Source organism: Rhizobium sp. LC145, assembly GCF_001005825.1.
Classification (GTDB): Bacteria; Pseudomonadota; Alphaproteobacteria; order Rhizobiales; family Rhizobiaceae; genus Neorhizobium.
This window is the reverse complement of record NZ_LBHV01000003.1, coordinates 434676-459474: the sequence shown is the minus strand read 5'-3', so window position 1 is coordinate 459474 and position 24799 is coordinate 434676. Positions and strand designations below refer to the sequence as shown.

The window sequence follows — 24799 nt, the reverse complement described above, 5'->3', positions numbered from 1 at the left end:
GGTCAGTCGAAGGTATCGCCGATCAGCCGCATCCAGTTTTCCCCCGCAAGGCCGCTGATGAGGCCCTGTCCGCTGCGGACCGGCTCCAGCAGCGCATGATCCTTGGCATGGGCGACGAAGAAGGCCCTGCCATAGAACATGGTCTTGCGGCTGATGAGTTCCGGCGTCAGCCAGGGATGGCCGGCGCCGCGGATCGCCACGCAGCCCTCGGCATCCGCATGGGCGAACATGTCCTCGACGAGATCGCCGGCGACGACCGGCGAACACAGCGCCTGTAGCAGCCATGCGATGCCGCCGGGCCTGCCGAAATAGGCATAGCAGCCGACAAGTTCTCCGCTGCGGGACTCAGCGATGCGCCAGACCGGCTTGCCATATTGGCGCTTCTGCTCGGCCTGGTCCATGAACCATTGCAGCGACTGACTGTCCCAACGCGGCCTGAGCGGGAAGGTATCCGCAAGCTTCAGCACCGTCTCGGCGAATTCCTGGCGCGAGGCATCCCAGAAATTCGCCCGGCGCCCGCCCTGGATTTCCGGAGCGCGAAAAGTGGACAGGCCGGTCTTTTCCATGATGCCATCCGCAAGCCGGCCGACCGGTCTCAGAAGGCGGGCGGCTCCGAGCGAAAGCTCCATGACCTGGACGGCGGTTGCCGCGGGACGCAGGACGCGCAACCAGTTCAGGCTGTAGGCAATATCCAGCGGCAGGGCGAGCTTCTGCCACATGCCGAGCGCAAGCGAATTGGCGGTTTCCGTCAAGGAGAGGTCCTGCGGACCGGTGAGAAAGGCGCGCAGGAGGCGCGCTCCGGCCAGCGGGTTCTGCTCCGGCCTTTCGACCATCATCGAGCCCGCGAAAGCGGCACGGATCGGCCTGCCATTCCATTCGAGCCGCGAGGGAAAGACACCGATGAAGCCTTCGACTTCGCCGGCGGCATTGACGAAGACCTTCGATCTTATCTCCTCGTCGTACCAGGGATGTTCGAAGAAGACTTCCCGAAAATACTGGATCATCGAAGGCCGCGGAGGTTCGGAATTTCGAAATGTCTTCTGGAAAAGCCGGGCGACGGAGGGCAGATCCTCCCGTTCCAGATCTCGGACACCGCCGCCGCGGTCGCTCATCATGCCCATTTCCCGCTCTCCGGCCCCAGGTTGTGCGGGAACCGAGCTTGCCAGAATAGGCTTAAGCAAACGAAAAGAGGCCCCGCGCTCGCGGAGCCTCCGAAACCCGGTTCATTCAGCCTACATCCAGTAGGGAGGCACGCCGTAGTAATCGTAGATCGTCCGGTCGTTTTCGCGATACCAGCTCTCGTCATCCCGATCACGATAGCGCGGCGCACCGGTGATCTGCTCCTTGGTCAGATCGATCCGATAGCCGTCGAGTTCTTCGTCGTAGTGGAGTTTTTCCCAGGGCAGCGGATAATAGTCATCGCCGATCCCAAGGAAGCCCCCGAAGCTCAGCACCGCATAGCCGACGCGACCGCCGCGCTTTTCGAGAAGGATGCGCTCGATCGAGCCGATCCTTCGGCCATCGGCTCCGTAGACAGCCGTGCCCTCGACCTTGTCGCTGGCGATAAGCATCGGCGTATCCTTGACATAGGGGTCCTGCCCGGCTCGCGGTTCATGATGTACCATGGTGTTCCTCCTTTGTGATTTGCTTGTGATCGCTACCGTCGGGAAACGTCCTCCTCAGGTGATGGTTCCGATGGTTGGCAGTCACTGGCGTGCACCGCTATATTGACGTTTACGTCAAGGTTATATAGCTCTTGAAATCATGTAACCTGCTATTGGAAGCAGAAGGGGCATGGCGTAATCTGGTTTTCGCGGCAAAGTGGAGGACTTCACCGCGAAAAGCTCGCCGAAAGGCTAAAAACAAGGAGGAGGAACACTATGACAGAACTGCCCGCGCGCATGGATGGCAGCGCATCCGACAAGCCCTGGCTCGCCTCCTACCCGCCAAACGTGCCGGCCGAGATTCCGCCACTTGCCCACCAGTCCCTCGGCGCCCTTTTCGAGGAAAGCTGCGCAAAATTTGCCGATCGCCCAGCTTTTTCAAGCATGGGGAAAGTTCTCACCTTCCGCGAGCTTGAAGCCGAGAGCCGCAAGATCGGCGCCTGGCTGCAGGCGCAGGGGCTTGCAAAGGGCGACCGCGTGGCGGTGATGATGCCCAACATCCTGCAGAACCCGGTGATCGTCTATGGCATCCTGCGCGCCGGCGTCGCGGTGGTGAACGTCAATCCGCTCTACACCCCGCGCGAACTCGAGCATCAGCTGAAGGATTCGGGCGCCAAGGTCATCTTCGTGCTCGAGAACTTCGCCCATACCGTGCAGCAAGCGCTGCCCCGAACCGATATCCGGCATGTGGTCGTCGCGACCATGGGCGACATGCTCGGCCTCAAGGGCCACATCGTCAATCTCGTCGTCCGCAAGGTCAAGAAGCTCGTTCCGGTGTGGTCCATTCCCTCGGCCAAGAATTTCAGGCAGGTCATGGCCGAAGGCGCGCGGCAGACGCTGAAACCGGTCGAGGTTTCGAGTTCGGACGTGGCCTTCCTGCAATATACCGGCGGGACGACCGGCGTCTCCAAGGGCGCCGTGCTGACCCATAGCAACCTGCTCGCCAACAAGGAGCAGATGGCCATCTGGCTGGCCACCGCCTTCCTGAACAAGCCGCGGCCGGAGGCTTTGACCTTCCTCTGCGCGCTGCCGCTCTACCACATCTTCGCACTGACAGTGAACTCGCTGATGGGGGTCGCGACCGGCAGCCACAACATCCTGATCGCCAATCCGCGCGACATCCCGGCGCTCGTCAAGGAGATCCAGAAGTACAAGATCCACGTGTTCCCCGGCCTGAACACGCTGTTCAATGCGCTGATGAACAATGCCGATTTCCAGAAGCTGGATTTCTCTTCGATGATCCTCGTCTTCGGCGGCGGCATGTCTGTGCAGCGGCTGGTGGCCGAGCGCTGGTACAAGATGACCGGCTGCCCGATCACCGAGGGCTATGGGCTTTCCGAGACGTCGCCGGTCGCCACCGCGAACCGGCTGGACACGACCGAATTCACCGGCATGATCGGCCTGCCGATCTCCTCCACCGAGATTTCCATCCGCGATGACGATGGCAACGAGGTGTCGCTGGGGGATATCGGCGAAATCTGCATTCGCGGTCCGCAGGTAATGGCCGGCTACTGGAACCGGCCGGACGAGACCGCCCGGGCGATAACCGCGGACGGCTTTTTCCGCACCGGCGATATGGGCTACATGGACCGCCAGGGCTATACCAAGATCGTCGATCGCAAGAAGGACATGATCATCGTCTCCGGCTTCAACGTCTATCCGAACGAGGTGGAGGAAGTCGCGGCGATGCATCCCGGCGTGCTGGAATGCGCCGCGATCGGCATTGCCGACGAGCATTCCGGCGAGGCCGTGAAGCTCTTCGTGGTCAGGAAGGACCCGAACCTGACGGAGGCCGATCTCAAGGCCCATTGCGCCGCCAATCTCACCAATTACAAGCGGCCGCGCTTCATCGAATTCCGCAGCGAACTGCCGAAATCGAATGTCGGGAAGATTCTCCGGCGCGAGCTGCGCGGGTAGCTCACCCGCCAATTGCAAACAACCATGAAGTGTGCTGCTATCGCTTCCGTTTTCGGGGGCGAAAGCAGCATGCGCCGCGACCAGCCGGCGTGTCGGTGAGGATGGGCCGCACCGACCTTGGCAGAGGCCTTGCCTTCGAAAATGGAGGTGATGTGATGTGGTTTCGGCCGCTTAGCATCGCGCTTACCTTGAGGAGAACCCGGACGGGCTGGTCAGTCGCCGTCCGGGTAACGCTCAACAGATAAGCAAACGGCGAGCGGAGCGCGAACTCCGCTTGCCACTCCTATAATATACCTGCCGGGACCTCTCTCTTCAAGCCTCGTCAGGAAACGCTCCTCGCAGCCTCTTGTGCCTTGATTTGACCCAGAAAGCGAATAGGTTCCCCAGCATCCTTCCCCGGAATGCAAGGAGCAGCCATGCAGGCCATCGTTCAAGAGCTGAAATCCACCGCCGCCGCTACCAAAGCTACGGATATCCGTGCCGCCTTCGCGGGCGATTCCAGCCGCTTCGATAAATTCAGCGCATCCTTCGACGACCTGCTGATGGACTATTCCAAGACCGCGGTGAACGCCGAGATCCTGGCTCTTCTCGAAAAGCTTGCGGAAGCCGGCGGCGTTGCCGGCAAACGCGACGAGATGTTCTCCGGCGCACCGATCAATTTCACCGAGGGGCGCTCGGTTCTCCACACGGCGCTGCGCAACCGCTCCAACACGCCGGTGCTGGTGGACGGCAAGGATGTGATGCCGGAGGTCAACGCGGTTCTGGCGGCCATGGGCAAATTCGCCGACGGCATCCGGTCCGGCACATTGAAGGGCGCGACCGGCAAGGCGATTACCGACGTCGTCAATATCGGCATCGGCGGCTCCGATCTCGGTCCGGTGATGGCGACGCTGGCGCTCGCCCCCTTCCATGACGGCCCGCGGGCGCATTTCGTCTCGAATGTCGACGGCGCGCATATTGCCGATACGCTGAAGTTGCTCGAAGCCGAAACGACGCTTTTCATCATCGCATCGAAGACCTTCACGACAATCGAAACAATGACCAATGCCGCGTCTGCGCGCGCGTTCGTGGCCGACAAGCTCGGCGAGGCCGCCGTCAAGCATCATTTCGCAGCCGTATCCACGGCGCTGGACAAGGTTGCCGCCTTCGGCATCGAAACCGAACGCGTCTTCGGCTTCTGGGACTGGGTCGGCGGGCGCTATTCCATCTGGTCGGCGATCGGCCTGCCGCTGATGATCGCAGTCGGTCCGGAGAACTTCGGCAAGTTCCTGGATGGCGCGCATGCGATGGACAACCACTTCCGCACCGCGCCCGTGCGTGAAAACCTGCCGATGCTGCTCGGCCTCATCGGCTTCTATCATCGCAATGTTCTGGGCTACCCGACCCGCGCAATCCTCCCCTACGACCAGCGCCTGCTGCGCTTCCCCGCTTACCTGCAGCAGCTGGACATGGAATCGAACGGCAAGGGCGTGACGATCGACGGCACGCCGGTGGAAGGCAATTCCGGACCAGTCGTCTGGGGCGAGCCGGGCACCAACGGCCAGCACGCCTTCTACCAGCTCATCCACCAGGGCACGAGCATCATTCCCGCCGAGTTCATGATCGCCGCAAACGGTTTCGAGCCGCATCTGCGCCACCAGCACGAACTTCTGATCGCCAACTGCCTGGCGCAGTCCGAAGCGTTGATGAAGGGCCGTACGCTGGCGGAGGCCAAGGCGCAGCTCACCTCGAAGGGAATGGACGACAAGCAGGCCGATTTCATCGCGCCACACCGCGTCTTCACCGGCAACCGGCCGTCCATCACCTTCGTCTACGACAAGCTGACGCCATTCGCACTCGGCCGCCTGATCGCGCTCTACGAACACCGCGTCTTCGTCGAAGGCGTGCTCTTCCGCATCAATTCCTTCGACCAATGGGGCGTCGAGCTCGGCAAGGAACTGGCGACGGGACTGCTGCCGGTCGTTCAGGGCACGGAGAGCGCCAAAGGCCATGACAGCTCCACCCAGGGGCTTGTGGCGGTGCTTGCGACGCTGGCGAAGTAACGCGGGAGGCGAAGCCCTTCCGCGGGCTTCGCCTCTATTTGGTTCCATTAGGCATTTCGGCGGAAAAGGGCGTGGTCCAGCGACCATCTGCCAGGCCCCCATGCCATGATCGCAAGTGCCATTGCCACCCAGGTCAGGTGGATCGGCCAGCCATCAGGTACGGTCAACTGGATGATGATGGTCATCAGGAGCAAGGCTACCGCGGCGACACGCGTGAAAAGTCCAGCCACAAGCAGGATCGGAAGCAGAATTTCAGCGGAACCTGAAAGAAAGGCCGTCGCTGCCGGAAACGGGTAAGAATAGGGACCGCCCGGCAGATGCAATCTGAACTCGGAGGCAAAGAGCAGAACCGCAACGTCGTTCAGTTGCAGGAAACCCTCCCACTTGTTGATACCCGAGCGCCAGAACGGCACTCCTAAAGCAAGGCGTAGCGCAAACTGAGTGAGTGATGGGAAGGCCACTCCTGCAATCTGCCCGTTCACCCATCCGATTGCCGCAGCGACTCCCGTTTGGTCCGGTCGAGTGTTGATTTTTGCTTCAATAGCCATGCTGAACTTCTCCCGGAAATGTTGCGGTGAAAACTCCGGCCTCGATCATCATGGAAATGGTCGATGCCAGGTCGAACTCGGAAGAGACCTCGAAGGCTGAAGCGGCTGCCACCTCCAGCGAACCACCCTCCAACAGGCGCGAGAGAAAGACCTCCGCATCTTTCGGAAGGCCGCGTAATTCGACGTCGAAGGCAGGTCTCGTGATCAGGGCACTTTGTGCGGTGGCCGCGGCTATCTTGCCGACTGCGGCATCGCTCCGGTTTGCATTGAAAATGTCCACCACCGGATAGTTGGAGCAAACCAGACGCGCTGCTGGATGCCGTCTGAAACGCAAGCAGCCCAGCAGTTCCGGCGGAACCTGCGACAGCGCCTCTTTTGCGAGTGGCGGCTCATCGGCCGCATGATAGGCGTCGAGCCAGGCGCGCTCCAAACGGGCCACGTCCGCAAGCCAAGGCATATCGCGGGCATACTCGTAGCGTTCGATGAACGCCGGAAAGTCATGCCCGTACTCGAAGAGCAGCGGCGACGAGGGCGGGGTAGCGCGGATATGAAACCTGGCCATCGCCCGAAAGAACTCCGGGCCGGTGATGCGTTGCGTTGCCGGAAAGATTGCCGCAAGAGCGTCGATCAGGCTGACGATTACGTTGTTGCGATAGATATTGTAGCGTCGCTCGGCCGACTTACCTCTTGGATCCGAAACGCATTCCGGAATCTCGCGATGAGGATCCAGCAGGCCCCCTGCGAAATACGCGGCGAAATCGAGTTTTTCTTCCATGGCCGGGTTCTCAGCGGGAAATCGCATAGGCGTCTCCATGAGGCATTTCAATGTGCTGGCCGCGATCAAGTATCGCCTGCGCAGCTATCGCCTCCCGGTGCAGAATGGGCCAATCGGGCACCGCGCTGTCCCACTCGATCAGTGTCGCAATGGGTCCGCTTCGCGCGATGACGATCTCAAAGAGCTTCCAGACGGCATCGGACACGGGTCCGTCATGGCTGTCGATCAAAAGGAGCTCGCCCTCCTCCGTCTCCTGCTCCGAATGGCCGGCAAGATGTATCTCCTCGACCAAATTCAGAGGGTAATCCGCAAGATATTCCATGGCGGACGAGCCTATGTTCGCGGCGGATACGAAGACGTTGTTGACGTCCAGCAGGAGACCGCAGCCGGTCCGCTCCGAAATCTGTCGTATGAACTCGGTTTCTGGCATCGTCGATTCCTCGAAAACCAGATAGCTCGACGGGTTCTCAAGAAGGATTTTTCGGCCAATCGTCTCCTGGACCTGATCGATGTGGCTAGCGACCAGTTCCAGCGTGGAACGGTTGTAAGGCAGCGGCAGGAGGTCGTTGAAATACGTTGTATCGTGGGTGGACCATGCCAGATGTTCGGAGACGAGCGCCGGCTCGTAACGGTCGACCACGCCCTTGAACCGGGCCAAATGATCCCGATCCAGAGGCCTTGGGCCGCCGATCGACATGCATACTCCATGCAGGGAAACCGGATAATCCTGCCGTATCCTCGACAGGGCGAGATGCGGCGCCCCGCCAGCCCCCATGTAGTTTTCCGCATGGACCTCAAAGAACCCATGCCTCGATCCCTCAGCGAGGATCGCCGGCAGATGTTCCGGCTTGAAGCTGGTTCCCGCCAGCCCCTGGACAGGATAGTCGGGAAAGCGAAGAACATCGGACCCAACCGTTCGCTTGCTCGCTTGCATCATCAGTACCTCCACTTTCCCGGTTGCAATGATCAGGCCGGCAGATCGCGATTCAGTTCGGTCATCGAGCCCTTGCGGTCGCCCGGCAATTCCATGCTGGCGCAGGTGCCGCCATCCACGAATTTCCAGGCATTGCCCTGATAGTCGACCGTCGAGGTGCCCTGGCAGGTCGTGCCGGGACCCGCCGCACAATCGTTTTGGCCTTTAAGGGCGACGCCGAAGCATTTTTCCTTTCCGGCATCCATTGCTGCCTTGACCGCCGCCTCGGATAGCGGCGCAGCAAACGCCAGCGACGACAATGCGGACGCGACAGCAGTCGCCAGAACTGATGCTGTGACTATGGAACGTGTTGACATGATTTTGCCTCTCATGGACTCCTCTCGTGTACCGGATGGCACACGATCGGTAGTTCGCTGTCGATCGGCATTGGTTACGATGCCGGGACACACGTTTTTGTGAGAGGCCTGCGAGGCTAGGGAAACGGCGGCAATGCCGCAGCAGTGCGCGGAAAGCCGGCACCACCTGAGCGCATCATCGATGTGTCAGCTGCTATGCGGGATCAGAGGCCGATCTCGCGTGCGAAGGGCGGATTGGCGCCAGCGCGGGAAACAGTAACCGCCGCCGCCTTGGCACCGAGCGCCAGGGCGCTGGCGATCTGATCCTCGGTGAGGCTTGCGATCTGCGCCTTGGTGAGCAGGTTCTGCATCTTGAGCGAGGCCAGCACGCCGGCGTCGAAAGTATCGCCGGCGCCGACCGTATCGACCACCGTCACGCGTTCGCTCGGCACCGTTACCTTGTGGCCTGAGGTGTAGCCGATGGCGCCGTCCGCCCCGCGGGTGACGACCACCAGTTTGGCCCCATGGTGAAGCCAATGGCGGGCGAGCGTATCCTCGTCGCCCTCGAGGCCGAACCAGGCGAGATCCTCGTCCGAGAACTTGATGATGTCGGACATCGCCGCCATGCGGCGGATGCGGGCAAGATGCGAGGCCTTGTCCTTGATGAAACCCGGCCGGATATTCGGATCGAGCGAGATCACGCGGGCGGCGTTCTCGCGTTTCATCAATGCCTCGTAGGTCGAACCGCAAGGTTCGGGGATCAGGCTGATCGCGCCGAAATGCAGAGCTTCGCAATCGTCGCCGAGCGCCGGCAGATCGGCCTCGGTAATCATGCGGCCGGCGGTGTTCTCATCATAAAAGGCATAGGAGGCGTGGCCATTCGTGAGCTTCACGAAGGCGATCGTCGTCGGTCGCGACAGGGTTGCGCAATAGCTGAAGTCGACATTGCTGTTACGCAGCGTGTCGCGCAGGATATCGCCCATCATGTCGTCGGAAAGGCCGGTGAAGAAGCCCGTGGGAACGCCCAGCCGACCAAGTGCGATCGCGGTGTTGAACACCGCGCCGCCGGCATAGGGGGCAAAGCCCTTCTCGCCCGCGGTCGTTTCGCGCGGAAGCATGTCGATAAGAGCTTCACCACAGCACAAGATCATCCGAAGTCCTCCCGCCATGCTCCCTGGCTGGCTTCATCGCTTAAACGAGCTTTTGTAAAATATCTAGAGCGAAAGCTCGCTTATGCCGCCGTTGCGACCCGACCAGGCAAGCGGCGCATCCAGGAAGGATTCGACTTCGGAGAGGGTTTTCTGGTCGAAAAGCTTCTGCTCCTTGGCCACTTCAAGCACGTTCCGCCAGGTGGCGATGTAGTGCAGCTTCACCTTGCCGTCGGCAAAGCGGAGCGCGCCTTCATCGAAGATATCGTAGTAGAAGAGAGCGATGCCGTGATCGACGACGCCGCCCGCGGCGCGGACCGCATCGATGAACTTGAACATGCTGCCGCCGGCCGTCGTCAGATCCTCGATCACCAGCACGCGCGCGCCTTCCGGCATGTGGCCCTCGATCTGGGCATTGCGGCCATGCCCCTTCGGAGCCTTGCGGACATAGATCATCGGCAGGCTGAGCCGCTCCGCCAGAAGTGCTGCAAAGGGTATGCCGGCCGTTTCGCCGCCGGCAATGCAGTCGAATTTTTCAAAACCCGCATTGCGCATGATGGTGGCGGACGCGAAATCCATGATCGCCGAGCGGATGCGCGGATAGGAAAGCAGCTTGCGGCAATCGATATAGACCGGGCTCATCATGCCTGAGGCAAACTTGTAGGGTTTTTCCGCGCTGAAATGGACGGCTCCGATTTCCCAGAGCATCCTTGCCATCAGTTCGGCCATAACGCCGCGTTCGGGAAATGTCGTCTGGATCATGCGCCCGCTCCTTCTGCTCACCTACTAAGCGCGAATAGCAGCAAGCGGCGGCGGACGCCAGACCCTACAAGTGTCAGGCGGAGGTGCGGGTTTCCGCCGTTTCGACCGACCGCAGGAAGCCGGCGATCTCGACCCGGTTGCGGCCGGCGCGCTTGGCCTCGTAGAGCGCGCTATCGGCGAGGTTGAGAACGGCTTCGAAATTCCGCCTTTCCGGCGTACCGAAGGCGATGCCGGCGCTGACGGTGCAGCGGAAGCACGCTTCGCCCGCCGCGATCTGCCGCTCCGCGAACCGCCGGGCGATATCGCCGGTGATCCGCTCGGCCCGGCCGGGCATCGTGTTGGCGAGGATCATGGCGAACTCCTCGCCCCCCAGCCGCGCCACGGTCTCCCTGCCCTCCGTGCCTGCGATCAGCTCTTCGGCAAAGACCTTGAGAACGGCGTCTCCGGCGGCATGACCATGTTGGTCGTTGATGGACTTGAAGCGGTCGATGTCGAAGACGATCACGGCGGTGGACGGGCCGATCGTGCGGCTGGCATGCTGGTCGAAGAGCGCCCGGCGGTTCAAGAGCCCGGTCAGGGAATCGGTATTTGCCTCACGGCGATGATGGGCGGCCAGCCGCCACTGATGCAATGCGAGCGAGAGAGCACCGATGCCGGACATGCCAGCGATGCAGATGCCGATATTGAGGTTTTCCGCCCAATTATCCGGTGCATGGCCGAGAACCAATTGCCCCTCGGCGATCAATACGGCGGCGCAGAGGGCGAAGGAAAACCCGCTCACGACATAGAGTACCGCCATCCAGCTCAGCGGTCCCGGCGCTTCCTCCCGCGCAAGCCAGTATTGGCGCGCCGTGCCGATAAGCAGCAGGGCGGTCGCGATGTTCATGAAGATGAAACCCAACCCGTCGAGACCGCCGGCCATCAGGGGAAGGCCCGGCACGACCGTGGCGATCGAGAAGATAGCCGCCAGCCTCCACGGCTTCACACCGGTGCGGAACTGGACCGAGGCCGCATAGATCGTGCTGAAGCCGACCATGAGGAAGACGTAGGCGATCGAGACCGTGAGAGGGTTGGCCCGGACGGTATAGGAACTGTAGATGAAGATGCCGGAAACGACGAGGCAGAGTGCAACGACCAGCGTCAGAAGGAAGGAATCCGTCCGGCGCGACACCCAGGTCCCCAGAAGGGTGACCATCATGCAGGTCGCCGAAAAGCCCAGGGCGAGCAGAAGAGAATTGTAGTCAAGCATCCCGCCAATCTTTCTCTTCGGGCAATAACTCGCCGCGAATTATGGCATCAAGCTAACCGTGGTTCCTCTCCAAACCGTTACTATCTTTGCGCGAACTTGAGGGGTTTCCCCCTCAATCAGCAACCCGCCAGTGGAGAGGGAACATCGGATCGAAAACCGTGATGGGGCCGGCTGCCGTTTCCCGCTTCGCGGGGTATTCCACCGGCGCCTCATCCCGCGTGAGCGTGATCGTCTCCTCGTTCGGCATAAGACCATACCAGGCGGGACCGTTCAGCGAGGCGAAGGCTTCGAGCCTGTCGAGCGCGCCTTCCTCCTCGAACACATGCGCCAGGCAGCTCATGGTGTTGAGCGAGGTATAGATACCGGCGCAGCCGCAGGAGCATTCCTTCAACGGATCGATATGCGGAGCGGAATCGGTGCCCAGGAAGAAACGGGCGTCACCGGAGGTCGCCGCCGCGCGAAGCGCCTGCCGGTGGTTCTCACGCTTGGCGACCGGAAGGCAGTAATAATGCGGGCGGATGCCGCCCACCAGGATGGCATTGCGGTTGATGATCAGGTGATGGGTGGTGATCGTGCCGCCGAGATTGCCCGAGGAGGACTTGATGTAGTCGATGCCGTCCGCGGTCGTTACGTGCTCCATGGTGATCTTAAGCTCCGGCAGCCGCTTGCGAAGCGGGTCGAGCACCGTCTCGATGAAGACGGCCTCACGGTCGAAGATATCCACCTCCGGCGTCGTCACTTCCCCATGCACGCAGAGCGGCAGGCCGATCTTCGCCATGCGCTCCAGTACCGGCATCGCCTTCTCGATATCGCGTACGCCGCCATGGGAATTAGTGGTGGCGCCGGCCGGGTAGAGCTTGACCGCTGAAATGAGACCGCTGCGCTTTCCCGCCTCGACATCGTCCGGATCGGTGCGCTCCGTCAGGTAGAGCGTCATCAGCGGTTCGAAGCGGTGGCCGCCGGGCAGCGCGGTCAGGATACGCTGGCGATAGGCTTCCGCATCGGCGGTGGGCACCACCGGCGGCACCAGGTTGGGCATGATGATGGCGCGTGCGAAATGCCGGCTCGTATCACCGATGACCCCTTTCAGCACCTCGTCGTCACGCAGGTGCAGATGCCAGTCGTCGGGGCGGCGGATGGTGAGCGTCTTCATGGGCGGCTTCCGTATTCTATCGTTCCGCTCCGCATAACATCGTTCCACCGCGCAAAACAATGATGACGGAGGGCATCACGAAAGAAAGACCGGGCGCAAGGGCGCACAACCCGGCATTCACCGGGGCGTGAAAAATGTTGAGCGAAAGATGATCGCGGATGGGTTGTGGCGCGGAACTCCCGAATGGTTCCCGCGTTCAATATGGCAATCCGGCGAATCAGAGGAGCGAAGGATGAAATCCCGCTTCCCGAATGTCAATAAAGTTTTCGCCGTGGCCGCCGGTGCTGCGACCGCGCTCTGCACGCTCACCATCCTGCCCGCCGCGGGAGAGAGCATCGGCCCCGCCATTGTCATGACAGCCGTGAACGATTGCGATCGGCTCGCTGGCAGCCCCACCGACAACCAACGGAACAGCGCCCACACCCCGGTGGACGCCGAGAAGATCGATGCGGCCGCGATCGATGCCTGCCGTACGGCCCATGATGCGACCGATAATCCCCGCTTCGCCTTCCAGCTTGGCCGGGCGCTCAACACCGCCCAACGCATGGGCGAGTCCGTTGCCGCTTTCGATACCGCTGTCCAGGCCGGCTACCCCGCCGCCAAGGTGCATCTCGGCATGCTGATGGGACGCCTTGGAGACGAGGCTTCCGAATTCCGGCTCTACAAGGAAGCCGCCGAAAGCGGCAACGTGCTGGCCGCCTACAATCTCGGCGTCGCCTATCGTGACGGTCTCGGGACGAAGCAGGACGTGGCCCAGGCGCTACGCTGGTTTGAAACGGCCGCCAGCGCCGGCGACGACACCGCCGCCTTCAACATCGGCGTCATCTATGACGAGGGCAATCTCCTGCCGCAGGACGACCAGACTGCGATCGCCTGGTACGATATTGCCGCGCAGCGCGGCAATGCCGATGCCATGATCAATCTCGGCATCATGTACGAGACCGGCGAAGGTATTGCCGCCAATCCCACGAAAGCTGCCGAAATGTATGCCTCGGCCGCTGAGCGTGGCGACGTCTTCGGAGCCTATAAGCTCATGCAGATGCAGCAGGCGGGCACTTTTCCTCCCCCTTCCGGCCAGGAGCTGAGCGACGATCTGGAAGGGCTGGTGCTGAAGGAAGGCGATATGGAAATGCCCTCCTCGATGGCAAAGGGCATCTGAGGCTGACGCGTCAGATATCTCCGGCCGATGGCCCCCACACATCCGTCATTGCGAAACCCTCGGCCAGCGGATCGAAGGGATCAAGGGCGACCTGCGTCAGGCCGAAGGTGAAGCCGCGTCCGGCAATGGTCGGCACGATCGCCTGCCTTCCGGCAACTTGCGTTTCCCGAAGCAGTCCGACCTCGAATTCCGTGCCGATGATGGAGCGCGACTTGAAGACGTCCCCCACCTTCGCCTTGCCGCGCGCATGGAGTGCTGCGAGGTTGGCGGAATTGCCCGTGCCGCAGGGCGACCGGTCGGCCCTGCCCGGCCACATGGTGGTGCAGGTCCTTACCGTGCCATCGGCCTCGGTATCGCGGAACATCACATAGGCGACGCCGGAAATCGCCGGAATTTCAGGGTGCGCCACCGGGATTTTGGCGTTCACCAGTTCCTTCAGGATCATTCCCGCCTGCACCAGCGAGGCGGCATTGCCCTTCTCGATCGTCAGATTGATCTGGCCGACATCCACCAGCGCATAGAAGACCCCGCCGAAGCAGAGATCGAGCGTCACCGTGCCCCAATGCGGCGTCTCGAGCTTTATGTCCAGCTCGTGCACGAAGGAGGGCACCATGGTGAGCCTCACCTTCTCGCAGCGGCCGTCACGGCAGGTGGCGACCGCCTTCACGAGACCGGCCGCGGTTTCGAGCGTCACCACCGTCTCCGGCTCCCGCATTTCGACGATTCCAGCCTCCAGCAGAGCCGTGGTCACGCAGATCGAGTTGGAGCCCGAGCTTGCATGCGCCTGATCCGGCTGGAGGATGACGAAGGCTGCGTCGGCCTCCGGATGCTTCGGCGGCAGCAGGAGGTTGACCGAACCTATCGGCGCGCCGCGCGGTTCCAGGCAGAGGAAACGGCGAAGCTCCTGGCCCTTGGGGTCGGTGTTCAGCCAATGGAGCTGCCCGGCGACGCTATCACCCGGGATTTTCGGCACGCCGCCGATCGCCACCCGGCCGATTTCGCCCTCGGCATGGACATCCAGAAGCTGGATCGTGCGTTTCCATCTCATCTCGACAACTCCGCTCAGACGTGCCGGGTTATGCCGCCATCGACACGGATGTTCTGGCCGGTGATGTAGCCCGCGCCATCGGACAGCAGGAAAGCCGCAGTCTTGGCGATCTCCTCCACATGGCCGATACGCTTCATCGGCACCTTTTCCGCCGTTTCCGGCTTATGGTTCAGGCTATCGATATAACCGGGCAGGATGCAGTTCATACGGATGTTGCTCGCGGCATAACGGTCCGCATAGAGCTTGGTGAAGGCGCCGGCCGCGGCGCGATAGGTGCAGGAGACCGGGAAGACGAGCGAGGGCTCATAGGCCGCGAAGGTGGTGATATTGACGAAGGCGCCCCTGCCCTGCCTCAGCATGACGGGCGTGACGAGCCGCGCCATGCGCACCAACGACAGGATCATCATGTCGGAACCGAGCGTCCAATCCTCGTCCTTGATGTCGAGAAGATCGCCCTTCGGCGGATGGCCGGTATGGTTCACGACGGCATCGATGCGGCCATAAGACTTCATGGCAAGGTCGAAGATGGCCTGGATGTCGGCGGCTTTCTCCGCCACGCCGCGCGAGGCGACGCCGCCGAGTTCGGCCGCGAGCTTTTCGCAGCTATCGGAGGGCGACATGAGCGCCAGCCGGTAGCCCTCCTCGTGGAGCTCGCGGGCGATCGCCTCGCCCATGCCGCGCCCGCCGCCGGTGATCAGCGCCACCGGTCTTTCCTCTGCCTCCGTCATGAACCTCTCCATTTCTCATCGCCCGCCGCACAGATGCGGGCTCTCATGGAGAGAGATATAACGGAGCAAGGCTTTTGCCTATCACTTAGAACGGCCTACATCCGCGAAAGCACGATGAGGACTTCTCCGCCCTTGCCGAGAAGCGAGAGCTTTCCGCGAGAGGGATCGGCCCGCCAGGTGCGGACTTCCGAGAGAGCCGCGAAGAACTTCATTTCCTGGTCCATCACGGCGGGGGCGCAGGCCATCTTGGTGGAAGCGATCGGCCCGAAGGCGATCTCCTCGCCGGTGAGCGTCGCCTTGGTGCTCATCCGGTTGCAGCCACCCGAGCCCGAGACCTTTCCGTCTTCGGCGATTTCCAGAACCGTCTGCAGGTTATCGATAACGCCCCTGCCGCGAATGTCCTCCGCAAGCCAGCGTCCCGCCGGGGACGCCGGGGCGGCCACTACCCGTTCGACCATGATATCCGTCTCCCCGGCTTTTCCCGTTTCGCCCGTAAAGACCGCGTGGCGCGTCGTGGTGATGAACATCAGGCGGTCGCCGAGCGTGATCCGCGCCTGCAGCGCATAGCTCCGGCCGGGCTGGATTTCGGCATCGTCATATTGCAGGCGGTACGGCACCGGAACCTGGCCCTCGGGCGTGAAGCTGACCTCGGCGAGCGTTTTGGAAGGAGCATCCGCCAGCGAGACGTCGACAAGCTTAACCTCGACGGATGCGCCGGGCGGCAGCGCCATGCGCTCCCGGTAGGCCACCGTGCCCTCCAGCGTCCTGATCTCGGCCAGTGCGGGTGCGGCGGCGATCACCGCCGCCAGCAGGGCAAGGCCGGCCGAGAGAGATTTCAAAATCGCAGGTGCCATCGGTCCGCTCCAATCCGTTGCCGTTTCCGTCATGGCAGCCTTCTATCACAGGTGGAAGCGGCTCTTCAAACGAGGCCGGACTTCCCGATCCCGCAAGACGATCAGTGCAGATGCCGCAGCTTGTCGGGATTGCGAACCACATAAATGGCGGCGATCTTTCCGTCCTCGATATCGAGCGCGGTCGTCTGGAGTTCGCCGTCCGCCTCCAGCGTGATGAAGCCGGGCAGGCCGTTGACGAAGCCCGCGCGCACGAGCTTCGAGCCATGTTTCCGGAACAATGCCGCCAGGTTTTCATGCACCTTCATCACCGCATCGAAGCCGAAGATCGGCTCCATGGCCGCCGAACGCTTGCCGCCGCCATCGGCATGGACGCTGACATCGGCCGCAAGCATCGAGCCGAGCGCCTTCATGTCGCCGCTGCGCGAGGCGGCGAAGAAAGCCTCCGCAAGCTCGACACCGCGCTGCCTGTCCACCTGAAACCGGGCTCTCGCCTCGCGGACGTGGGTGCGAGCACGGGCGGCAAGCTGACGGCAGGCGGCCGGATCGCGCTCGATGGTGGACGCGACCTCTTCGAAGCCGAGGCCGAACACATCATGCAGCAGGAAGGCGGCCCGTTCGAGCGGCGAAAGGCGCTCCAATGCGAGCATCAAAGGCAAGGTGACGTCTTCCTCCTCTTCCTCCTCGACGACAGGATCGGGAAGCCAGGGGCCGACATAGGTCTCGCGCTGGCGCCGCGCCGACTTCATTTGATCGAGACAAAGCCGCGTCACCGTGCGGCGCAGGAAGGCTTCCGGCTCGCGCACCTGGTCGCGGTCGGCCTTCATCCAGCGGATGAAGGCCTCCTGCACCATATCCTCCGCATCGGCTACCGAACCGAGCATCCGGTAGGCGACGCGCATGAGCTTCGGACGCAGCGGATCGAAGGTCGCCGCTGCGTCCTCATGGATGGCGCCCGCCATCAGGCGGCCACTTCCGCCTGGACGGCCTTCGCGGCCGCCGGCTCGACCCAGAGGCCGAAGCCGACCGCGAGGCGGTTCCATCCGTTGATGACGTTGATCATCAATGTGAGCTTCACCTGTTCCTCCGCCGTGAAGTTCGCCCAAAGGGCTTCATAGGCGCTTTCCCGCGCATGGCCTTCCGAAAGCCGGGTCAGGGCTTCGGTCCAGCCAAGTGCTGCCCGTTCGCGATCGGAATAGCAAGGGGCTTCGCGCCAGGCGGACAGGAGGTAGATGCGCTGCTCGGTCTCGCCCTTCGCCCGCGCTTCGGCGGTGTGCATGTTGATGCAGTTGGCGCAGCCGTTGATCTGCGAGGCGCGGATCTTGACGAGTTCGATGAGGCTCGGCTCGAGGCTCGCCGCGACATCGATCGATACGCTCATCCACTTCTTCATCAGAGCGGGGGCGGCGGTGAATGGATCAAGTTTGGCAGTCATGGTTCGCTTCCTTCTGTTGGTTACGACACCATGACGAGCCAGGTTTTGCGGATGTGACATGCGGGGGGATTTTTTTGGCAGATTATTCCGCCGGGCTTACCGCCTGCTGCCCCGATTTTTGATCATCGGCCAAATAGCTTCTTGCGATGACCACCGAAACATACACCGTGCCAATGAGATTGATGGAAACTGCAAGCAGGTAGAAGAGGAGGAGGCGAACAACGACCGGATCAGTCATCCCGACATTACTGCCGACCGCGCCCGGGTGCAGTAGGCCCACTAATAGAACGGAAACAAAGGCGGGAACCACGTAGCCGGCGACCAAGCGAAAAAAACGAGACCAAAAGCCGGTGGCACCGCGACGCCACGCGGCCGCGAGAGACGTGTCCCCCCGAGCCGCGTTTGACACAGGCCATGTACCGAGGGTCGCGAAAGCACCAGCCGCGAGTAAAAGCGCCACCAAGATGATGAAACCCAAGTTATCGAAACCTGACAACGCCAGCAATAATGACGGCAAAATCACGCTGGAGAAAAACAATACGAGGTTCTTCCAAAGAAAGGACCACAGCCCGTTAGGCCATCCAACTTGACCGGCGATTTTCTCTTTTCCCGATATGACTGCTTGCTGCATCCAAAATGATAAAAATAGCCACATGGCGTAAGCCCCCTTATTGGGCTCACTTCCGCTAACATCTTCGAACACGAAAAACCCAGCCATGATTGAGACTACCACGGCGAACATCCAAAAATTTCTGGTAATCAACGAAAGCGATTGAGCGAACATCAGATGCCCTCTGGTCTCCACGGCTTCACGGATACGCGGGGAGATAAGAAAGCTGAAGGCACGATTGCCTGACGCCCGGCACACGTGCTCGACGCTATCGCGAATAGCTGGATATTCATCCTGCCCCCGAATTGAATTCCCCCATCCGAAACTGAACGCGAAGCTGAACGAAGTCAATGCTCGGGTTGCATCTGAAGATGCAGTACAATCAAATTGTTATGCCTTATGCCAACTTCTGCACCATCGACATTGAATTCCACGCCGGTGAGGAATTCGGGCGCATCCAAAATGAGCACTTGGCGGACATGCATCTGGGACGGGCAACCGCGCCAACCTGTCCGCTCCGGACTTCACTGGCGTTAACCATTGATCGACGCGAGTGATTTAAAACCGGCTTCAACTTCCGGCGGTTGAGATCAACCTCCGCCCGAATGAAGCTGGGCGACAGAATGGGCCGAAATATCTTCTTCCTGGCGATCTTCGCCCTGTTCTGGGTTACCACCACCCCCTTCATCGATCTTAGAAATCCGGATGTGCTGCTTGGCCAGGAAGCTGGAGACGCCAGCAATCAAATCGCTGTCCTCCTGCTGCTGGCGATGTCGATCGGGATACTGTGGCAAAACCGGAGCGCCGCGCTTTCAGCCATTTCACCCGCGATGATCTGCGTGCTCCTGTGGCAGTTCGTTACGGTCGTCACCTCCAATCATCCCGATATCTCTCTCCGCCGTTACATCCTCAATGTCGCGGTCACGATCATAACGCTTGCCTGGATTTTGGCGCCTCAGGATACCGCGCAGTTCCGTCGCCTGCTGCGATGGGGATCAGCCTTTGTCCTCGCGCTTGCCTATTTCGGGGTCATGGTTTGGCCGGAGGTTTCCATCCACAATACCAGCGAGGTGCTGGAACTTGCCAATGCCGGGTCTTGGCGGGGACATTTCGCCCATAAGAACATCGCCGGCCCGGCCATGGTGGTCCTGATGCTGTTCTGGCTCTATCTCGCAAGTACGAGCGAAAGGAACACCGCAAAGATCGCCTATTGTCTGCTTGCCCTGCTTTCGCTGATTTTCCTCTATCAGAGCAACAACAAGACCTCGATCGGCCTTCTGGCGGTGGTGTTTCTGCTGGCGGCTCTCATCCAGCGCACAAAGTTCTTGCCATTGCAGATGGCATTGGCATTCGTGCCGGTCGGTTTCATGGCGCTGCTGACCGTCGGATCGGTCATGTTCGAGCCCATGGGCGAGCTGGTCGCAATGCTGGTTTCTGATCCGACCTTCACGAACAGGACGGATGTTTGGCGCTTCGCGATCGACCAGCTTCAGGGGCACCTATTTGCGGGCTATGGCTTCGAGACGTTCTGGGCAACATCCGAGCTACGGAATGCTTTTCACGAGACATGGGCCAATGCAGCCGGCCACGCCCATAACGGCTTGCTCAATGTGGCGATGTCCAGCGGTCTTGTCGGCGTGGTCCTCACCCTATGGTGGGTCTTTCTCAACCCACTATGGGATTTCAACAAATGTCAGAATTCCGACAATGATCCGCGCCTCGCGCTGCTCTTTTTGCGAATTTGGCTCTTCATGCTTCTTTACGCCAACCTCGAGTCCCCCTTCTTCGTGGGCCGAGGACAGGTTTGGTTCACACTGTTGGCTGCGGTATTCGGTTTGCGCCTGCATGCGAGAATGCCACAGGTCATTGAGCCATATTCCGGCGAGTACAGGGCGAATGACCGAATGAACGCCGCACTCCCGATGAAGACGGCGCTTCGGTGAGCATGCGGTCAAAGGTCGGCCACAGATCGGCAGCCGAGGACCTTCATTGCGACAATTTCTGCCCAACGGCAGCGCCGAGAAAGCCTCCTACGGCTGCTGATATGGCGGCACCCCAATTAGGTGATCCTAGAGACTGAGCGGCCCAAGCAGAAAGTCCAGCAAGGAGCCCACCAAGGAGGGCAGGCAAAATCTGTTTCATGTCCACCTCTTAACCGATATCGTGAATGCCCCGATTTCTACTCAGAATCATACTGTGCCTTTTGCGGCGTTCGTCGCAAAAAATCCGACACCTGCGGCAATTCTTTTCGGTCGAATGAAGCTGAATCGTTGGGAAAAGGCAGCATCGTTGTCCCAAGAGCAACATAGTGGCCCACAAAGGTCAACTAGCGAGGGCAATCGACAAAGAGGGAAGGGAGAAAATGGCGCACCCGAAGAGATTCGAACTCCTGACCCCCAGATTCGTAGTCTGGTGCTCTATCCAGCTGAGCTACGGGTGCGTACCGAAGCGGCGCGGTGCCGCTTGCGTGGCGATCCTCTAAAACGTCCTTCTCGCGATTGCAAGCGATTTTACCGCAAGAAGCGTCATTTTACTGTCAACTTGTCATCAACATGTTGGAACAACACGTTTTTCTTGGATCACGCGCGGGCGCGGTAATCCTCAAGGGAGACCGGCCGGTCGGGAATTTCGATGCGGAACTGCGTTCCCGGACCGGGCTTTTCCACAAGCGCAATGGTGCCGCTATGGGCAAGCACAAGCTCGCGGGCGATGACGAGGCCGAGCCCCGTACCGCCCGAGCGGGCGGAACCGCGAAAGGCCGAGAACAGGTTCTCCCGCGCCTTGCGGGGCATGCCGGGGCCGGTATCGTCGATCGTGATGCTGACGACGCTGCCGATGCGCTGCGCCGAGATCGTCATGCGGCGGACGACGGTCGCATCCTCCGGATCGAGATTGGCGAGCGCCTGGACGGCGTTGCGGCAGAGATTGTGGATCACCCGGAACAGCTGCTCGCTGTCGGCTTCGACCTCGAGATCGGCGGCGATCTGTTCCACGAATTCTATTCCCGCTTCAGGATCGATCGCCAGGATATCGCGTACTTCCTGACAGAGATCCGCAAGGCGGATGCGCCGCCGCCTGGGCGCCGCTTCGGAGGCCTGCCCGTAGGCCAGAACCTCGCTGGTGTATCCGACCGCGCGGTCGATGGTGCGCAACAGCTTCGGGGCGAAGCTGCGAACCATCGGGTCTTCCACATCGACAAGGCGGTCCGACATGAGCTGCGCCGAGGCCAGGATATTGCGCATGTCGTGATTGATCTTGGAAACCGCGAGCCCGAGATCGGCCAGATTCTTCTGCTGCCTCAGCGTCCGCTGCAGCTCCACCTGCATATTGGTCAGAAACCGTCCCGCAACCGCAAGCTCGCCTCTCGACTTGTCTGCGGTGAATACCCGCGAGGGATCGTCCGGCTGCTCGGAAAACTTTCGCATGGAAAGGGTGAGGCGGCGGATCGGCAGGATCATCATGCGATTGATGGCCAGGAAGATCAGTATGGCGGTGATCAGCGAGATAACCAGCGACAGCACGAACATCATCTTGGAATAGCGCAGCATGTCCTTGCGCAGCGCATCGTCGGTCATCACCAGTTCGATGATCATCTCGCTTTCGCCGATCGGGCCATAGACGCGCATCACGCGCCCGCCGCCGAAGAAGAGCGTGTTCAACGCATCCTTCATCGAAGTGGGCATCGAGATATCGGCAAGATCGTACTGGTCGTCCACCTGGGGCGGCACGTCGACGGCGGCAAGCAGCCGGGAGGTGCCATCCTTCTTCAGCGCGATAAGCTTGGTGCCGGTCGCAAGAAGCGTATCGTCCTGGACCGCGCGCGGCAGCTCGGCCGGCTGAAGCCCGTCGATGACGATGCCGGCGGCGGCGGCCGTATCCAGCCGATCCCGCAGCCAGTTCATGCGCATGCCCGCCACCGACGGCATGAAGATCAGGATTTCGGCGAGCATGACGAAGACGACGGTGAGCCAGAGCAACCGGCCGGAAAGGCCGCTGAAAAGCCGCGGCATCGGCTCGGGGCCGGTGCCTTCCGTCTTCTCAACTGCGGCTTGGCCCGAGGTCTCCGCCTCGTCCTTCATGCGGATCTCCGTTTCAAGGCTCAAGCGCCACGAGGAATCGTGGCGGCCGTGGATCGTGGTCGATATTTTAGAACATTATGGCAGTTTTACCAGTGCGTGCCGCAGCGGCAAAAAAGCAGCGGGGAGAGGCCTGCCTCTCCCCGCCTTCCATGCGATAGCAACGTCAGATCAAAACTCTTCCCAGTCGCCCGCCGCCTGAGCCGCCGGCGCGGCGCCGCCGCCGCCGAAAGCTCTCGAAAGAGCGCCCGTCATCGCCCGGACAGGCGACAGCTTGGGACGGTGGCTCGGCGTCGCGGCCACCATACGAGGAGTGGCATTTACAGGCGCCGCCTGCCGCGGCTTCGGCGAGACGACCGATTGAGCCCCCTCGCCGATCCTGAAACCGGAAACGAGCGCGAACAATTCGTCGGCATCGGAAGAGAGCTTCTGGGTCGCAGCCGACGTTTCCTCCACCATAGCGGCATTCTTCTGGGTCACCTGGTCCATTTCATTGACGGCGGTGTTGACCTCGGCCAGCCCCGTCGCCTGCTCCTTCGAAGCGACTGCGATCGAATGGATATGATCGTTGATACGGAGCACCCGGGCTTCGATTTCCGAAAGCGCCTCGCCGGTCTTCTGTACCAGCTTGACGCCGCCGGCGACTTCCCCGCCGGATTTGCTGATCAGCGCCTTGATATCCTTTGCAGCACTTGCGGAACGCTGCGCCAGCTCACGCACTTCCTGGGCAACCACGGCGAAGCCCTTGCCGGCTTCGCCCGCGCGGGCCGCCTCGACGCCGGCGTTCAGCGCCAGGAGATTGGTCTGGAAGGCGATCTCGTCGATGACATTGGTGATCTGGGCGATCTCCCGCGATGCCTGCTCGATGCGCCCCATGGCCTCCACCGCGCTGCGCACGACATCGCCCGATTGCACCGCCGCCTCCTTGGCCTCGCCCACCATGACGGTCGCCTCCTGCGCCCGCTCAGTGGAATTGCGCACGACGGAGGTGATCTCTTCGAGCGCCGCGGAAGTTTCCTCGAGTGCGGCCGCCTGCTGCTCGGTGCGCCTTGAAAGGTCGTTGGTGGCGTTGCTGAGCTCGGCGGCGCTGCCGTTGATGGAGCCGGTGGCAGCGCGTACGTTCTGCATGGTGCCGCGCAGCGTCTCCATCGTGCCGTTGACATTCTGCTGGAGTTCCGCGAACGCGCCCTTGAAATCGCCTTCCATGGTATCGGTGAGGTCGCCTTCGGCGAGGCTCTTCACCACGCGGCGCGTCTCCGAAATGCCGGCATCGACGCTCGCCATGAGCTGATCCACATCGCGGGCGAAGAGATCGAGGCTTTCGTCATCGAACTGCTTGTCGATGCGCCGGGTGAAATCACCCATGGCCGCTGCGGCGACGACCGCCCCCATACGGGTCCTGAGCTCGTCGCTCCTGGCGCGCGTGCCCGCTTCCTGGGCATTCATGCGGGCGACCTCTATGCCGTTCCTGCGGAAGACCTCGATCGCGGTCGCCATGTCGCCGATTTCATCCGCACGACCGGCGGAACCCACCGGCGCATCGAAATCGCCCGAAGCGATCCGCTTCATGATCACAGTAAGCTCCGTGATCGGCTGGCTGAGCTGACGGCGCCCGAGATAGAGGCCGAAACCCGCGCCCGCGCCGACACCGATAAGGGTCGTTGCCAGAACGGCATAGAAGACGGTGTTGTTGAAGGCATCCATCCCGTCGCTCAGCCTGGCAAGCTGATCCTGATCCGCCTTGACGATGGCGTCGATTTCAGCCTGATAGGCCTTGCGGTTGGCGCGATTGGCTTCGTTATTGCCCTGAAGGTTGGCCGCCTGCGGCCCTTCCGCCTGGCTGAGCCGAGCCGTCTCGCTTCTGAAGCTCTTGAACTCCGCGGAACGGGCAACGAGCTTCTCGAAGGCATCCTTCTGCTCTGCCGGCACCTTCGGCCGCCATTCGGCGACAAGCGCGTCCATCTTGCCCAGCGATTTCAGCATGCCCTCGCCGAACTGCTTGGCGGCTTCCTTATCCTTGGCCGCATAGATGCCGCGGGCATCCATCACCACGGCGGTCACCAGCCGGTTCAGGTGCTCGCCCTTATAGACGCGGTCCGCCACGTCCGAATATTCCTGCATCTGCTTGCGATACTCGCCGATCGCGAAGAGCGAAATGCCGCCGATCAAGAAGGCGACGAGGCTCATCAGCCCGACGAGAAGATTGATCTTTGCCCTGATTTTCAATGCCGGCTCCTATGCCCACGAAATGTTGAACGTGGAGAACGGCATCGATACCGGTGCTCCCCCATCCCCTGATGCTAAAACTAGCAATTAGAAATTAATAAAGTTTGAGTGGCTAAAAGAACGCAGCAAAGAGAAAATT

At 61.3% G+C, this 24799-nt stretch carries 22 protein-coding genes and 1 tRNA gene; 4 read left to right on the top strand and 19 right to left on the bottom strand.

What is annotated here, in order from left to right; translation table 11 throughout:
• Positions 1-2: 2 nt before the first annotated feature.
• Both YH62_RS10595 and YH62_RS10590 read right to left on the bottom strand, forming a co-directional pair.
• Positions 3-1115, bottom strand: coding sequence for a hypothetical protein (locus tag YH62_RS10595; protein WP_137326730.1), 1113 nt, complete (start codon positions 1113-1115; stop codon positions 3-5).
• 117 nt (positions 1116-1232) lie between these two features.
• Positions 1233-1625, bottom strand: coding sequence for a PRC-barrel domain-containing protein (locus YH62_RS10590; RefSeq protein WP_046794142.1), 393 nt, complete (start codon positions 1623-1625; stop codon positions 1233-1235).
• Positions 1626-1880: 255 nt separating this feature from the next.
• On the opposite strand from YH62_RS10590, the gene YH62_RS10585 reads away from it, so the two are divergent.
• Positions 1881-3581 carry a long-chain fatty acid--CoA ligase gene (locus YH62_RS10585; RefSeq protein ID WP_046794141.1) on the top strand — a complete coding sequence of 567 codons (1701 nt, stop codon included), beginning with the start codon at positions 1881-1883 and terminating at the stop codon, positions 3579-3581.
• Between the two features lie 416 nt (positions 3582-3997).
• Positions 3998-5623 carry a glucose-6-phosphate isomerase gene (pgi, locus tag YH62_RS10580; RefSeq protein ID WP_046794140.1) on the top strand — a complete coding sequence of 542 codons (1626 nt, stop codon included), beginning with the start codon at positions 3998-4000 and terminating at the stop codon, positions 5621-5623.
• A 47-nt stretch (positions 5624-5670) separates the two neighbouring features.
• Here pgi and YH62_RS10575 read toward each other — a convergent pair whose 3' ends face one another.
• The 8 genes from YH62_RS10575 to pyrC all read right to left on the bottom strand — a co-directional run bounded on the left by YH62_RS10575 (position 5671) and on the right by pyrC (position 12527).
• Positions 5671-6171 carry a DoxX family protein gene (locus tag YH62_RS10575; RefSeq protein WP_052760384.1) on the bottom strand — a complete coding sequence of 167 codons (501 nt, stop codon included), beginning with the start codon at positions 6169-6171 and terminating at the stop codon, positions 5671-5673.
• Positions 6161-6973, bottom strand: coding sequence for a DNA-binding domain-containing protein (locus YH62_RS10570; protein WP_245282073.1), 813 nt, complete (start codon positions 6971-6973; stop codon positions 6161-6163). The genes YH62_RS10575 and YH62_RS10570 overlap by 11 nt, the downstream gene beginning before the upstream one ends.
• Positions 6957-7883 carry a DUF692 domain-containing protein gene (locus tag YH62_RS10565; RefSeq protein WP_046794138.1) on the bottom strand — a complete coding sequence of 309 codons (927 nt, stop codon included), beginning with the start codon at positions 7881-7883 and terminating at the stop codon, positions 6957-6959. Before YH62_RS10565 ends, YH62_RS10570 begins: the two co-directional genes overlap by 17 nt.
• Positions 7884-7912: 29 nt before the next feature.
• Positions 7913-8236 carry a DUF2282 domain-containing protein gene (locus YH62_RS10560; protein ID WP_046794343.1) on the bottom strand — a complete coding sequence of 108 codons (324 nt, stop codon included), beginning with the start codon at positions 8234-8236 and terminating at the stop codon, positions 7913-7915.
• A 203-nt stretch (positions 8237-8439) separates the two neighbouring features.
• Positions 8440-9366, bottom strand: coding sequence for a carbohydrate kinase (locus tag YH62_RS10555; protein ID WP_046794137.1), 927 nt, complete (start codon positions 9364-9366; stop codon positions 8440-8442).
• Between the two features lie 63 nt (positions 9367-9429).
• Complete coding sequence (locus YH62_RS10550) at positions 9430-10125, bottom strand: orotate phosphoribosyltransferase (RefSeq protein ID WP_046794136.1); 696 nt, start codon at positions 10123-10125, stop codon at positions 9430-9432.
• A 73-nt stretch (positions 10126-10198) separates the two neighbouring features.
• Positions 10199-11374 carry a GGDEF domain-containing protein gene (locus YH62_RS10545; protein WP_046794135.1) on the bottom strand — a complete coding sequence of 392 codons (1176 nt, stop codon included), beginning with the start codon at positions 11372-11374 and terminating at the stop codon, positions 10199-10201.
• Positions 11375-11486: 112 nt separating this feature from the next.
• Positions 11487-12527 (bottom strand): dihydroorotase, encoded by a 1041-nt coding sequence (gene pyrC / locus YH62_RS10540; RefSeq protein WP_046794134.1) that lies wholly within the window; start codon positions 12525-12527, stop codon positions 11487-11489.
• 232 nt (positions 12528-12759) lie between these two features.
• Between pyrC and YH62_RS29090 the strand changes: the two genes are divergently transcribed.
• A complete protein-coding gene (locus YH62_RS29090) occupies positions 12760-13686 on the top strand; it encodes a tetratricopeptide repeat protein (protein WP_052760383.1) in 927 nt (308 codons plus the stop codon).
• Positions 13687-13696: 10 nt separating this feature from the next.
• On the opposite strand, the gene YH62_RS10525 is transcribed toward YH62_RS29090, so the two are convergent.
• The 6 genes from YH62_RS10525 to YH62_RS29085 all read right to left on the bottom strand — a co-directional run bounded on the left by YH62_RS10525 (position 13697) and on the right by YH62_RS29085 (position 18532).
• Positions 13697-14734, bottom strand: a complete 1038-nt coding sequence (locus YH62_RS10525; RefSeq protein WP_046794132.1) for a proline racemase family protein — start codon at positions 14732-14734, stop codon at positions 13697-13699.
• A gap of 14 nt (positions 14735-14748) precedes the next feature.
• Positions 14749-15462 (bottom strand): SDR family oxidoreductase, encoded by a 714-nt coding sequence (locus YH62_RS10520; RefSeq protein WP_046794131.1) that lies wholly within the window; start codon positions 15460-15462, stop codon positions 14749-14751.
• A gap of 95 nt (positions 15463-15557) precedes the next feature.
• Positions 15558-16316, bottom strand: coding sequence for a YbaY family lipoprotein (locus YH62_RS10515; RefSeq protein ID WP_046794342.1), 759 nt, complete (start codon positions 16314-16316; stop codon positions 15558-15560).
• Between the two features lie 101 nt (positions 16317-16417).
• A complete protein-coding gene (locus YH62_RS10510; RefSeq protein WP_046794130.1) occupies positions 16418-17275 on the bottom strand; it encodes a sigma-70 family RNA polymerase sigma factor in 858 nt (285 codons plus the stop codon).
• On the bottom strand, positions 17275-17748 hold the full coding sequence (locus tag YH62_RS10505) for a carboxymuconolactone decarboxylase family protein (RefSeq protein ID WP_046794129.1): 474 nt from the start codon (positions 17746-17748) through the stop codon (positions 17275-17277). The genes YH62_RS10510 and YH62_RS10505 overlap by 1 nt, the downstream gene beginning before the upstream one ends.
• A gap of 82 nt (positions 17749-17830) precedes the next feature.
• A complete protein-coding gene (locus tag YH62_RS29085; RefSeq protein ID WP_052760381.1) occupies positions 17831-18532 on the bottom strand; it encodes a hypothetical protein in 702 nt (233 codons plus the stop codon).
• 449 nt (positions 18533-18981) lie between these two features.
• Between YH62_RS29085 and YH62_RS10490 the strand changes: the two genes are divergently transcribed.
• Complete coding sequence (locus tag YH62_RS10490) at positions 18982-20301, top strand: O-antigen ligase (protein WP_170986328.1); 1320 nt, start codon at positions 18982-18984, stop codon at positions 20299-20301.
• A gap of 420 nt (positions 20302-20721) precedes the next feature.
• On the opposite strand, the gene YH62_RS10485 is transcribed toward YH62_RS10490, so the two are convergent.
• The 3 genes from YH62_RS10485 to YH62_RS10475 all read right to left on the bottom strand — a co-directional run bounded on the left by YH62_RS10485 (position 20722) and on the right by YH62_RS10475 (position 24660).
• Positions 20722-20798: transfer RNA gene (locus tag YH62_RS10485), tRNA-Arg, on the bottom strand.
• Positions 20799-20937: 139 nt separating this feature from the next.
• Positions 20938-22368, bottom strand: coding sequence for a HAMP domain-containing sensor histidine kinase (locus YH62_RS10480; RefSeq protein WP_245282084.1), 1431 nt, complete (start codon positions 22366-22368; stop codon positions 20938-20940).
• Between the two features lie 237 nt (positions 22369-22605).
• Positions 22606-24660, bottom strand: coding sequence for a methyl-accepting chemotaxis protein (locus YH62_RS10475; RefSeq protein ID WP_046794125.1), 2055 nt, complete (start codon positions 24658-24660; stop codon positions 22606-22608).
• Between the last annotated feature and the right edge of the window lie 139 nt (positions 24661-24799).